Here is a 13,440-nt window from a genome sequence, read left to right on the forward strand (position 1 = left end):
ACCGGTGCGGCTGCTGCTGACCGGCCAGCCCATCTGGTCGCACCTGGTGCCGGCGCTGGTACCGCTGGCCCGGGCCGCCCGGGCCGCCGGTCACCAGGTGGCCCTGGCCACCGCCGCGTCGATGGCCGGTGAGCTGGCCGACCACGGGGTGGACCACCTGCCGCTGCCGGGCGTGCCGGGTCAGGACGAACTGCGCCACGATCCTGCCCTGGCCGACCGGTTCGGGTTGCCCCGGCAGCTGATGGCCCCGGGCAGCCGTACCGTGGACCCCGGGGTGTGGCGGCAGATCGCCCGCGCCTACGCCGGCCCGGTCGCCGGGGGCTTCGCCGCGGAGCTGCTGCCGGTGGCCCGGCGGTGGCGGCCGGACGTGATCGTGCGGGAGCCGGCCGAGTACGGCGGCTACCTGGTGGCCGAGCGGCTGGGCATTCCGCACGCCACCCTGGACATCGCCCCGTTCGCGGCGCTGGATCTGCCGCTGGTCACCGACGTGCTGGACGGGCAGCGGGTCGTGCTGGGTCTCGACCCGACCGGCGACCCGTTCCACCCGTTCCGCCACCTGCGCGCGGGGCTGCTGCCCGAGCAGTGGTACCCGCCGGCACTGCGCCCCCCGACCGGGCGGTCCTACCGGTTCCCGGAGCCGATCGAGGCGCCCCTGCCGGACCGGTACGCCGATCTGCCGGCCGACCGGCCGCTGATCCTGGCCAGCCTCGGTTCGCTGGTGCTCAGCCTGCCCGGGGTCGCCGACCTGCTCCCGGTCATCGTGGCCGCCCTGGGTGAGCTGCCCGGCACCGCGGTGGTCGCCCTCGGTGGCCGGGCCGACCTCGCCGAGCGGCTCGGCCGGCCGCCGGCCAACGTGCACCTGGTGCCGTTTGCGCCGCAGCGGGCGCTGCTGCCCGGTTGCGAGCTGTTCCTGACCCACGCCGGGTTCAGCTCCACCCGGGAGGCGATCGCCGCCGGGGTACCGATGGTGGCCCTGCCGGTGGTTGCCGATCAGCCGCCCAATGCCGGCCGGATCGCCGAGCTGGGGTTGGGGGTGCGCCTGGGGGTCGAGGGGCTGACCGTGGCGGCCGTGGTGGCGGCCTGCGCCGCCGTGCTCGCCGACCCCGGCTACCGGTGGCGGGTACGGGCCATGCAGCGCCGGCTGCTGGCCAGCCCCGGGGTCGACCAGCTCGTCGCCGACCTGTCCGAACTGGCCGCGAAGGCCCGGTGAGCCGGGCGGGGTCCGTGGGTTTCGTCAAGCGGCAGCCGTGCAGATCTCCGCAGCAGGACTCCGACTCGCCGCCTGTCGAGCTGCACCGTCTGTGCCAGCACACGAGGACCGGCTGTCCCGCCGGATGACACCGGCCCCCGGTCCCCGCCCGGATCGGCCTCGGCCATCACCACGCCCGATCGGTCTTGGCCGCCCGGGGATCCACTCGGTTTCCTGGTAGTCGGGCTGTCGGACGAGCTCGACAGCCCGACCTCCTGGAAACGGGGTGGATCCAGAGGGAACGTCCCCCGACAGGGGCTGGAGCTGGTGGGTACCCGGCTGACGAGGTGCCGCGGGTACGGACGGCCGGTCAGCCGGCAGGCGTAGCGCAGGGAAATCAGGCCGACGGTGCCGGTAGCCGCCGACGCCGGTCGGCGAGGATCGGCCCGACCTGGGCGATCACCGCCGGGCGCATCATGTGCTCGTGCCGGGCGACGATGTCGACGTTCTCGATCCGGCCCCGGACGTGCGGTCGCCAGTCCTCGACGGTCTGTAGGTTGATCGGCTGGCTGAGCGTCGCGGCGAACAGCAGCAGGTCCCCGTCGTACGGGTCGGGCCGGTAGCGCCGGGCGGCGGTGAGGTTGGTGGCCGCGATGCGCAGCAGGGCGGTGACGCGTTCCTCGGGCCAGTCGGCGAGGGCGCCACCGGCGTCCCGGATGATCCGGGCCACCCGCCCGTCGTCGAGTGACTCGCCGTCGAGCAGCTTCGGGTCGTAGCCGAAGTCGGCCAGGACCACGTCGAGCAGCACCCGCCGGTGCTCCTCGGTGTGCAGTTCCGGATCGCTGGGGTACGCGTCGAGGAGCGCGAGCAGGTCGACGCGGGCGCCCCGGCGGGACAGTTCGGTGGCGGTGGCGTACGCGAGGATCCCGCCCAGCGACCAGCCGAGCAGGTGGTACGGGCCGGGGTGCACCGCCTGGATCCGGTCGGCGTAGTCGGCGGCCATCGCCGCCACGGTCGTCAGCGGCGGCTCGGCGCCGACCAGCCCCCGCGACTGGAGGCCGTAGACCGGGTGGTCGGCGTCGATGTGCCGAAGCAGTGCCGAGTAGCACCAGGCCAGGCCGGTGACCGGCGGCAGGCAGAACAGCGGGACGCCGGTACCGGAGGTGCGCAGCGGCAGCACCGGGTCCAGGGCGGACGGCCGCGTACCGGCGGGCGCGCCGGCGCCGGTGGCGAGCCGGTCGGCGAGGCCGGCGACGGTGGGGCACTCGAAGACCGTCCGCAGGTCGAGGTCGGTACCGAGCACGGCCCGGATGCGACTGGCCAGTCGGGCGGCGTGTAGCGAGTGCCCGCCGAGGGCGAAGAAGCTGTCGTCGACCCCGACCAGTGGTACCTCCAGGATCTCGGCGAAGAGTCCACAGAGCACCACCTCGTGGTGGGTACGCGGGGCCCGGCCGGAGACCACGGTGGTCAGCGCCACCGCGGGCAGGGCCGCCCGGTCCACCTTGCCGTTGCTGGTCGACGGCAGGACCGGCAGGACCACCAGCGCGGCCGGGACCATGTGCCCGGGGAGCCGGTCGGCCAGCCAGGCCCGGACCGGTCCCGGCTCCGGTTCGGCCCGCCCCGGCACGGGCGTGAGGTAGCCGACCAGCCGGTGGTCGCCACCGGGGTCGGTGCGCACCACCACCACCGCCTGGCCGACGTCCGGGTGGCCGGCCAGCACCGATTCGATCTCTCCCAGTTCGATCCGGTTACCCCGGATCTTGACCTGACCGTCGGTCCGGCCGATGAACACCAGGCCACCGTCGGCCCGCTGGCGCATCCGGTCCCCGGTGCGGTACATCCGGGAGCCGGGTGGGCCGAACGGGTCGGGCAGGAACCGCTCGGCGGTCAGGGCGGGCCGGTCGTGGTAGCCCCGGGCGAGCTGGTCACCGCCGACGTACAGTTCGCCGACGGTACCCGGTGGGACCGGCTGACCCGCCTGGTCGAGCAGGTAGAGCCGGGTGTTCCAGGCCGGGCCGCCGACCGGTACGCCGTCGCCGGGCCCGCCGGGGGTGCCGTCGATCTCCGCCGGGCCGTCGATCTCCGCCGGGCCGGCGGTCACCGCCACGGCGGTTTCGGTGGGGCCGTAGAGGTTCTCCAGTCCGGGGCCCACCACCTCGGCGTACCGGGTGGCCAGGTCGACCGGGAGCGCCTCGCCGATGCAGAGCGTCCGGCGCAGGGTGGGGCAGTGCGCCGCCGCCGGTTCCTCGACGAACTCCCGCAGCATCGACGGGACGAAGCCAGCCGTGGTGACGCCCCGGCTGCGGATCAGCTCGGCGAGATGGCGCGGGTCGCGGCGCCCGTCGGGTCGGACCAGCACGGCGGTGGCGCCGACCAGCAACGGCCAGAAGAACTCCCACACCGACACGTCGAACCCGGCCGGGGTCTTGACCAGCACCCGGTCCTCGGGGGTGAGCCGGTACCGGTCCTGCATCCAGAGCAGGTGGTTGACCACCGCCTGGTGGCTCACCACGACCCCCTTGGGGTGGCCGGTGGAGCCCGAGGTGTAGAGCAGGTAGACCGGGTGGTCCGGGTCGAGCGGACGGATCCGGTCGGCGTCGCGCGGGTCGGTCGACGGGCGGGCCGCCAGGGCCCGGCCGGTCGCCGGGTCGTCCAGCAGCAGGACCCGGGGACCGGTCCCGGGCAGGTCGACCATGCTGCGCCGGTCGGCCAGCAGCAGGGCCGGTCGGGCGTCGTCGAGGAGGAAGGCGAGCCGGTCGGTCGGGTTGCCGGCGTCCACGGGGAGGTACGCGGCGCCGGCCTTGAGCACCGCCAGCAACGCGACCACCAGGTCGACCGAACGGGGCAGCGCGACCGCGACCACGGTCTCCGGGCCGGCGCCCCGGGCGATCAGCTCGTGGGCCAGCCGGTTGGCGCGCGCGTCCAACTCGGCGTAGGTCAGCCCGGTGCCGTCGGCGGCGGTCAGCGCCGGGGCGTGCGGGGTGGCCGTCACCTGGGCCCGCAGCAGTGCGGGCAGCACGGTACGCGGTACCGGCCGGACGGTGTCGGCCGGTGGTCGCACGGCTGCCGCCTGTTCGGCGGGGGTGAGCAGGGCCACCCGGTCGACGCGGGTCTCCGGGCGCTGGCAGAGGGTCTCCAGCAGCCGGATGAACCGGTCCTGGTGGGCGGTGACGTCGGGCAGGTCGTACCGGGCCGGATTGGCGGTGAAGTCGATGCGGACCTGGCCGCTGTCCAGGTCACCGTAGACGTCGATGGAGAGGTCCTCGACCGGTCCGGACTCCAGTACGTGCCCCACCGTGGACACCCCGGTCATCGGGTGCTGGTAGTCGAAGGGCATCAGGTTGACGCACGGCCCGTAGAGGCGCCGGCCGTCGTCGAGGGCCCGCAGGTCGGTACGGAGATCCTCCAGCCGGTACCGCTGGTGGCGCAGCAGGTGCCGGACCTCCTGGGCGGCCTGGTCGGTCAGCTCGGCGAAGGTGCTGCCGGGGCGGACCGTCAGCCGCAGCGGCAGGATGGTCATCATCATGCCCGGAGTGATCTTGGCGAGCCGTCCCCACCGGCCGGTGACCGGGAAGCCGAGGACCACGTCCGGCGCGCCGGTCAGCCGGTGTACGTAGGCAGCGGCGGCGGCGACCACCGTGGTGTTCCAGCCGCCCCGGGGCACGGCGGCCCGGAGCCGGGCGACGGTGTCGGCAGTCAGGTCGACCCGGCGCCGGAGCACCCGGTGGGACGCGCCGGCGCAGTGGTCGGTCAGCCCGACCACCGGGGGGCGGTCGGCGAAGCGGGCCAGCCAGTAGTCGCGGTCCTCGGCGAACCGGGTCGAGGAGCGGTAGGCGGTCTCCTCGGCCCAGACCCGGGGCAACGAGCCGGGCACGGTCGGCGGGCAGGGCGCCCCGGCCAGGGTGGCGTCGTATATCTGCGCGATGCGGGCGTTGAAGAGGGAGAACGCGTAGGCGTCCAGGACCACGTGGTGGAAACGCAGATAGTAGAGATGATGGTCGGCCGCGATCCGGAACAATGCCGCACCGAGTAATGGTCCTCCGGTCATCGACACCGGGCGCCCCAGGTCCCCGGCCATCCAGGATTGCGCCGCCGCGACCGGATCCGGCTCGGCGCGTACGTCGACAATTGTCGGGGTCCACTCGAATGGCGCGCCGATGGTCTGCCACGGGTCGCCGCCGTCCTCACCGAAACACAGGCGGGTGGCCTCGGCCTCGGCCAGCGCCCGGCCTATCGCATTTTCCAGCACAGCCAGGTCGACCGGTCCACGGATATCCGCGAAACCGCCGATGTTGTATGCCGGACTCGCCGGATCGAGCTGTTGACCGAACCAGACGCCGGACTGGGCGGTCGACAGGGGTCGACGGGAGTCAGCCACGATGATCCACCTCATGCTCGCGGACACCGGAGAGATCGCCGGCTGCCCGAACGGTATGCACGGATACTCGCGATCACCGTCAGCCGCGTCAATCCTACGACCCGGCGGGTCCACCGTCGACGGACGCGACCACCCGGGCCCGACTCCGGGGCGGGCGGCGGGCGGGCGCGCGCCCGGAGGCACGGCGACCGGTCGATCCGTGGCGGCAAATGTCCTTATTGACCTACAGCGATGACTCTGCCCGGCTTCCCGAGATTGGCGCGTTTCGCCGACGCTGGAAGTACTGGGTACCGGATGCCCGGACCCGCCATAATTTCCGCCACACGCCACACGGGAACGATCGTAATAGCCCCGCAAAATCAACGTCTTTACGTTGCGTGGACGCGCTGGTAGCATGCACTCAATCGAAAGCCCGATCAGCGCAAGTCAATTCCGCGAACAAAGGCCAGGAAATATGACCGCCGCTGCCAGGACAGATCCTCGGAATTTTATCAGGGACCTGACACGGAGCCCGTCCGGTCGTCTCCTCCAGAACGCGCTGGAAAACCGCTGGTCGGCCACTCCGGACCGCCTGTCGACAATAGTTCGGTATGCGCTGCTCCCGGCCGGGAAAATGCTCCGGCCGATAATGACACTGGAAAGCGCCGCAGCCGTCGGCGGCGACCCCGATCCGGTGCTGCCGGCCGCACTGGCCATGGAGTACCTGCACGTCGCCACCCTCGTGCACGACGACATCATCGACGCCGACGAGGTCCGCCGCGGCCGGCCGGCGGTACCCACCGCATTCGGCCTGCCGGACGCGATCGTGACCGGTGACCATCTGATCTTCTGCGCCTTCGCCTCCATGGTGGAATGCGGTTCCGGGGGCGTACCGGCCGACCGCATCGCCAGCGCCGTCGCCGCGCTGGCCGCCGCCGGGAACGACCTGTGCCGGGGACAGATGCTGGAGTCCGAACTGGTCGACGACCCGGACACCGGGGTGGAGCGTTACCTGGAGATGGTGCGACTGAAGACTGGTGCCCTCTTCCGGGCGGTCTGCCACGTCGGGGCCGCCCTCGGTGGCGCCGACGAGGAACGCAGCGCCCAGCTCGCCGGGTACGGCGAGCAACTCGGGATCGCCTTCCAGATCCGGGACGACCTGCTCTCCTACACGGCGGTGGCGCAGTCGATCGGGAAGTCGACCACCAGCGACCTGAGCAACGGGCGGCCCACCCTGCCGGTCCTGCTCGCCCACCAGGCCGGCACACCGCAGGTACGGGACCGGCTGACCGCCGCGCTGCGCGGCCACCGGGCCGACCCGGCGACCGTCGGGGAGGTGCAGCGCATCCTCGCCGAGACCGCCGCCCTCGACCGGACCCGGGAGTGCCTGGTCGACCACGCCGGGCAGGCCCGGGACCGGTTGACCGGGCTACCCCCGTCGACCAGCACCGCGCTGCTCGACTCGGTGGCCCGGTGGGCCGCGGCCCACCGATGGTGACCGCCACCGCCGGTCGGCCCGGCGTCCTGCGGGCCCACGTGCAGACGTGGCGGCCGTACACCCTCTGGTACATCGGGCTGGTGGGTCTGGCCGGCGCCGGGCTGGGCGGCGACCGACCCAGCTGGTGGCGACTCCTCGCCTCCTGGGCCACCCCGACGATCGGCTGGATCGGCGGGCACTACCTCAGCGACTGGTTCGACCGGCGGCTCGACGCGGTGAGCAAGCCGCACCGGCCGATCCCCTCCGGCGTGCTGCCGGCCACCACGGCGCTGGTCTGCGGGATCGCCTGCCTGGTCACGGTCGGCACGCTGTCCGCCGCCGCATCCTGGCCGACCGTGGCGGTGGCGGTGCTCGCCGCCGCCGCGATCGTCGCGTACGGCCGCCGGCTCAAGGCCCACGGCCTCGCCGGCAACCTGGTCCGGGGAGCACTCGGGGCGTTGACCCTGCTCTACGGGGCGGCGGTGGTCGCACCCCCGGTGCACTGGTCCCTGCTGCCGTTCGTGGTGGCGTTCTGGGCCCACGACACCTCGTCCAACCTGGTCGGTACGCTGCGCGACATCGCCGGTGACCGGGCCGGTGGCTACCGGACCGTACCGGTCCGCCACGGCACCCCGGCCGCGGTGCACACCGCCCTCGGGATGTACGCGGTGGCACTGGCCGCCGCCGTCCTGGGCGGGTACGCCACCGACGACCCATCCCGGCGGACCGCCTACCTGATCGCGCTGGTACCGGCGGCCGGGCTGGCCGGGGTGGCCTTCCGGTCGCTGCTGCGGCACCGCGACCGGATGCCGATGGCCGTCGCGCTGCGGGCCCACGAACTCCTCGTCCTGGAACGGGTCTGGCTGGCCGCCACGGTGGTCGGCCTCGGGTTCGGGCTGCTTCCCGCCGCACTGCTCGCGGTCCCCGCGCTCGCGGTCACCTGGTGGACCCAGCGGCACCTGCGTACCGGCTACGAGTTCGGTCCGTCCCGGGCCGCACCCGACACGGCCGGGTCCCCCGTCCCGCTCCCCCGCCGCACCTCCGACCTCGGCTGAAAGGCGCACCACCGATGCTGTCCTCCACCCTGGACCGGGTCGACCGGGCCATCTCCGCCGCTGCCGAGGAGCTGCTACGGGGGCAACGGTCGGACGGCGCGTTCACCGACGACCCACCCGCCTCCACGCTCGGTACCGCAGGCGCGATCACCGCCCTGCACACCGCCGACCCGGACGCGCACGCCGACCTGGTCACCCGGGGGGCCGCCTGGCTCCGCACCCAGCAGCGGCCGGACGGCGGCTGGGGCGGGGTGGTCGGCGCCGACAGCGAACCGGTGGCCACCTCCGTGGTCACCGCCGCGCTGCGGATCACCTCGGCCACCGACAGCGCCGAAGCCGTCCAGGCGGGCCGGCGGCGGCTCGCCGCGTTCGGCGGGGTCGCCGCCGTCACCGACCGGGCGGTCAACCACCTGTGCCGGCAGTTCCTCGCCCTGGCCGGGCTGCCCGAGGCGGGCCGGCTGCGCCGGCTGCCGCTGGAGATCGTGCTGCTCGACGACGTCCGCCGCCAGCGGATCTCCTTCCGGACCGCACCGTTCGTCGCACTGGCCCTGCTCCAGACGAAGACGATGCCGCCGGGCCGGATCCGACAGGCCCTCCAGCGCCGGGCCGTACCACAGGCGCTGCGGCTGCTGGACGCCATCGACGCGCACGAGGGACGCACCGGGGTGTTCAGCGAGGACCCGTGGCCGGCGGCCCTGGTCTGCCTCGGGCTGGCCCACGCCGGACTGGCCCCGCACCTGGTCACCTCCACCGCCGGCTTCCTGCGCCGCGCGGTCCGCCCGGACGGCTCGTGGGACGCGGTGACCAACCTGGACCTGACCCGCTCGGCGTTCGCCGCCACCGGGCTGATCGCCGCCGGATACGCCGCCGACCCCCGGCTGACCGCCACCCGGGACCTGTTCCACCGCTGCCAGCAGCAGGAACCCTTCCCGGTCTTCGGCGTACCGGCCGGCGGCTGGAGCTACAACGGGGCGCGCGGCTGGCCGGTCACCCTCGAGTCGGCCGAAATCGTCACCGCGCTCGCCGGCCTGCCCGGGCACGCCGACGACCCGGTACTGCGCCGGGGCGTGGCGTGGCTGGTCGACCGGCAGGACAGCCGGGGTTCCTGGAGCCTGTGGGTACGCGACACCAAGCTGGCCAACGACGGGCCGTGCCCCGGCATCACCAGCCAGGGCATCGTCGCGCTGCTCGACGCCGGGCACGACCCGGACAGCGCACCGGTCGCCGCCGCGGTGCGCTGGCTGCTCACCGCCGCCCGGACGGACGGCAGCTACGACAACCTCTGGTACCGCGACCACACCTCCGGCACCGCGATGGTCCTCGACGCCCTGGCCCACGCCGGTCAGGCCGGGCACCCGGTGGCGGTCCGGGCCCGGGACTGGCTGCTACGGACCCGCTGCGCCGACGGCTCGTGGGGGCCGGGCGACGGTACGGCCGGCACCGTGGAGGAGACCGCCTGGGCGGTACACGCCCTGCTCGCCGCCGGGGCACCGGCCGACGACGAGGCGGTCGGCGCGGGCGTGGCCTGGCTGCTCGCCGCCCAGCGCCCCGACGGGTCCTGGCCGGCGAGCCGGGTCTGCGCCTACATCCGGCACCACATGCACTACCCGAACGGGGCGATCACCCGGGGCCTGGCGCTGCGCGCCCTGGCCGCCTGGCGGCGTACCCACAGCGGAGGGACCACATGACCGACGTCGACGCGGTGGTCTGCGGGGCCGGGGTCGGTGGACTGGCCGCCGCGCACACCCTGTCCCGGTCCGGTCTGGACGTGCTGCTGCTCGACCGGCGCGCCGAACCGGCCGACGTGCCCAAGGGCGAGCTGCTGCAACCCGAGTCGGTGCAGATCCTCGACCAGCTCGGGGCGCTGCCCGCGCTGCACGCCGGGGGCACGGTCGGCGTGGACCGGCTGGCCATCCGGGACCCGGGCGGACGGATGCTGCTGCCCGTGGCGTACACCGACCTGCCCGGGGCGTACCGGCAGATCCTCTGCACCGGATACCGCACGGTGCTGGACGCGCTGGCCGCCGTGCTGCCCGGGGCGGTGGCCGTACGGCGCGGGGTGCTGGTCACCGGGGTGCGCCGCGCCCTGGACGGCCGGGTCACCGGTGTCACGGTCCGCGAGGGCGGCGCGGAACGGGAGATCACCGCCCGGCTGGTGGTGGCCGCCGACGGGGTCTCCTCGAAGCTGCGCGAGGCGGTCGGCATCGACCTGCACCGCCGCACGTACGACCACCGGCTGGTCGCCTTCGACGTGGCCGCCCCGCCGGTCGACGCGGAGGTCTGCGCGTACCTCACCGACCGGGGACTGCGGCTGGTGTACCCGCTGCCGGGCGGCCGGAGCCGGGTGTACGTGCAGATCCGCCCGGACGACCTGCGCGACGGCACGATGGCCGACCTGGACGACTGGTGCGACCGGCTGCTGGCCGAGGTGCCGGCGCTCGGCCCGCTGGCCGGGCCGCTGCGCGACAGCCTGCCCACCCGGCAGGCGCTCACCGTGTACCGGCTGCGTACGCCCCGGCTGACCGTACCCGGGCTCGCGCTGGTCGGCGAGGCCGCGCACGCGGTGCACCCGATGGCCGCCCAGGGCATCAACAGTTCCCTGGCCGACGCGCGGACCCTCGGTGAACGGGTCGCAACCGGTGACCCGGGTCCAGCCGGGCTGGACGCCGCGCTGCACGACTACCAGCGGACCCGGCTGGCCCGGCTGGACCACACGGCGACGGTCAGCCACAACGCCGCCCGGATGCTCACCACCACCGGTGGTCTGGCCCGGCTGCTCGGCCGCCGGATGATGCGGTACACCGCCGGGAACCGGCGACTGCTCCGGCTGACCGCCGGCAACCTGGCCGGGGTGGACCTGCGTCCGCTGCGCCCGGTGGACCGGCTCTACCAGTTCGGCATCCTCACCGACCGGCGGGCGGACGCGGTCGGTACCCAGCCCACGATGAACGAAGGTGCGACCAGTTGAGCCCGGAAGTCCTGCACGACCTGTCCATGAACGAGACGCCGCAACCACCGCTGCCGAGCGTGCGGCGGCTGGTCGAACAGGGGGCCACCGGGCTCAACCGGTACCCGGACAACACCGCCGGGGCGCTGCTCGCCGCGCTGGCCGGCCGGTTGGGCGTACCCGCCGGACGGATCCTGGTCGGCCCCGGCTCGGCCGGGCTGTGCCAGCACCTGCTCCAGGCGCTCGGCCGGCCCGGTGACGGCCCGCCGCGCGGTGAGATCGTGCACGCGGCGCTGTCGTTCGAGGCGTACCCGCTGCTGATCGCCAACGCCGGGGCCCGGCCGGTACCGGTGCCGATGGCCGGGTACGGCCACGACCTGGTCGCGATGGCGGACGCGGTGACCGCCAACACCCGCGCGGTGATCATCTGCAACCCGAACAACCCGACCGGCGCCGTGCTGCGGCGGGCCGAGATCGAGGCGTTCCTGGACCGGATCCCGCCAGAGGTGACGGTCGTCGTCGACGAGGCGTACCGGGAGTTCGTCACCGCCCCGGACGTACCCGACCTGGTCGAGCTGGCCCGGGACCGGGGCAACGTCTGCGTGCTGCGGACCTTCTCCAAGGCGTACGGCCTGGCCACCCTGCGGGTCGGCTACGCGGTGGTGCCGGAGCCGGTCGCCGCGGTGGCCCGGATGGTCGGCGCGGTCTTCTTCCCCGGCGGGCTGGGCCAGGCGGCGGCGGTCGCGTCGCTGGACCCGACCGCCGACGACGAACTGCGGGCCCGGTGCGCGCAGGTGACCGCCGAGCGGGCCCGGCTGGGCCACCGGCTGCGCGGGATCGGCCTGCCGGTGGCGCCGAGCGAGGCGAACTTCGTCTGGCTGCCGCTGGGCGCGGCGGCGCAGGCGTTCACCGACCGGTGCCGGTCCGCCGGCATCCTCGTCCGTGGCTACCCCGACCACGGGGTACGCATCACCGTCGGCACCGCCGAACAGACCGACCGGCTCTGCGCGGCGGTCGGCGACTTCGCGGTCACCCACCTGCCGGCGGCGGTGGCCCGGTGACCGCCACGCCGCACCCGACCGGACCGGCCCCGGAACTGAGCGTCACCCTGCCGGTACTCGACAACGGCCACCTGCTGGTGCTCGCCCTGGACGCGCTGACCCGGCAGACCCTGCCCGCCGACCGGTTCGAGGTGATCGTCGTCGACGACGGATCGGAGCCGTCGCTGGCGCCGGTCGCGGAACGGTTCGCCGACCGGCTGCCCCTGACCTACCTGCGGCACACCCCGAACCGGGGCCGGTCGGTGGCCCGCAACCGGGCGATCGACGCGGCCCGGGGCGACGTGGTGCTCTTCCTCGACGCCGACCAGGCCGCCCACCCGGACCTGCTGCTACGGCACTGGGAGTTCCACGCCGGCCGGGGGCTGCGCCCCGGGGTGCTGCTCGGCCGGGCCGTGCACGCCGACTGGGCCATCCTCGACGCGCTGCACCAGGGCACCACCCCGACCGCCGCGATGGTCGGCGACTACCGGGGCGACGTCCGCGATCCGCTGCTCGCCGCCGCCCACCACCGCCGCGACTTCGTCCGCGCGCCCTGGGTGTACGGCCACACCAACAACGCCTCCGCCGACCGGGCCTCGCTGGTCGCCGTGGACGGCTTCGACGAGGCGATGGTGACCTGGGGCGGCGAGGACAACGAACTGTTCTACCGGCTGTTCCTGCACCACGGGCGCGACCCGGACCTCTTCGCGCTCGGCGACGACGCGGTCAGCTTCGACCTGCCGCACTTCCGGATGGTGCCGCTGCTGATGGCCCAGCTCGCCGAGAACGTCCGGTACATGGGCGCCAAGCACCCCCGGTACGACATCGAGTTCTTCGGCTACCCGGGCCCCTGGCCGGCGTCGGTACGCCGGATCGCCTGGTTCGAGGACGCCCTCGACGCGGCCCGGACCCACGGCCTGGCCCGCGCCGACCGGCTGCCGGACGCCTACCTGGCCGAACTGGCCGGTGAGGACTGCCTGGTCACCGGGTACGGCGCCAGCCGGCTCGACCTGGGCGCCACGTCGGTCACCCTCGACCACGACGCACCGGCGGACGAACGCAACCTGCACCTGGCCGGGCTGCTGACCCCGTTCCCGGAGCACCGGTTCACCCGGGTGGTCAACATCGACATGTGGCGGTTCTGGACCCCGGAGGACCTCAGCGGGCTGCTGTACGAGTCGCTGCGCATCGGTGGCCGGATCGACTTCGTCCGTACCGAGCGGACCATCGGATCGGCGGAGATGCTGCCCCTGCCGTTCGTCACCGACCTGGGCTTCCTGCTCACCACCGTCGAGCGGTACCTGGACGTGCGGCGGGAGCAGGTCGGCGACATCGAGATCGTCTCGGTGCGGGGCGCCCGGTGACCCGCACCACG

At 74.2% G+C, this 13,440-nt stretch carries 8 protein-coding genes; 7 read left to right on the plus strand and 1 reads right to left on the minus strand.

Translation table 11 applies throughout. From position 1 onward, the window contains the following. Positions 1-4: 4 nt before the first annotated feature. Complete coding sequence (locus V6U90_RS15290; RefSeq protein ID WP_334436115.1) at positions 5-1,210, plus strand: glycosyltransferase; 1,206 nt, start codon at positions 5-7, stop codon at positions 1,208-1,210. 376 nt (positions 1,211-1,586) lie between these two features. On the opposite strand, the gene V6U90_RS15295 is transcribed toward V6U90_RS15290, so the two are convergent. Continuing rightward, on the minus strand, positions 1,587-5,567 hold the full coding sequence (locus V6U90_RS15295; RefSeq protein ID WP_334436117.1) for an amino acid adenylation domain-containing protein: 3,981 nt from the start codon (positions 5,565-5,567) through the stop codon (positions 1,587-1,589). A 454-nt stretch (positions 5,568-6,021) separates the two neighbouring features. On the opposite strand from V6U90_RS15295, the gene V6U90_RS15300 reads away from it, so the two are divergent. Genes V6U90_RS15300 through V6U90_RS15325 form a run of 6 tightly spaced genes read left to right on the plus strand, consistent with a single transcriptional unit; the run spans position 6,022 to position 13,429 of the window. Next, on the plus strand, positions 6,022-7,044 hold the full coding sequence (locus V6U90_RS15300) for a polyprenyl synthetase family protein (RefSeq protein WP_334436120.1): 1,023 nt from the start codon (positions 6,022-6,024) through the stop codon (positions 7,042-7,044). Then, positions 7,020-8,078, plus strand: a complete 1,059-nt coding sequence (locus tag V6U90_RS15305) for a UbiA family prenyltransferase (RefSeq protein WP_334436123.1) — start codon at positions 7,020-7,022, stop codon at positions 8,076-8,078. The genes V6U90_RS15300 and V6U90_RS15305 overlap by 25 nt, the downstream gene beginning before the upstream one ends. A gap of 14 nt (positions 8,079-8,092) precedes the next feature. After that, a complete protein-coding gene (locus tag V6U90_RS15310; protein WP_334436126.1) occupies positions 8,093-9,766 on the plus strand; it encodes a prenyltransferase/squalene oxidase repeat-containing protein in 1,674 nt (557 codons plus the stop codon). Further along, complete coding sequence (locus V6U90_RS15315) at positions 9,763-11,046, plus strand: NAD(P)/FAD-dependent oxidoreductase (RefSeq protein ID WP_334436129.1); 1,284 nt, start codon at positions 9,763-9,765, stop codon at positions 11,044-11,046. Before V6U90_RS15310 ends, V6U90_RS15315 begins: the two co-directional genes overlap by 4 nt. Continuing rightward, the gene (locus tag V6U90_RS15320; RefSeq protein WP_334436132.1) at positions 11,043-12,086 is read left to right on the plus strand and encodes a histidinol-phosphate transaminase; all 1,044 of its coding nucleotides are present in this window, start codon (positions 11,043-11,045) and stop codon (positions 12,084-12,086) included. Before V6U90_RS15315 ends, V6U90_RS15320 begins: the two co-directional genes overlap by 4 nt. Then, positions 12,083-13,429, plus strand: coding sequence for a glycosyltransferase family 2 protein (locus tag V6U90_RS15325; protein ID WP_334436135.1), 1,347 nt, complete (start codon positions 12,083-12,085; stop codon positions 13,427-13,429). The genes V6U90_RS15320 and V6U90_RS15325 overlap by 4 nt, the downstream gene beginning before the upstream one ends. Positions 13,430-13,440 lie beyond the last annotated feature (11 nt).

Source organism: Micromonospora sp. CPCC 206060 (assembly GCF_036906895.1).
Lineage (GTDB): Bacteria > Actinomycetota > Actinomycetes > Mycobacteriales > Micromonosporaceae > Micromonospora.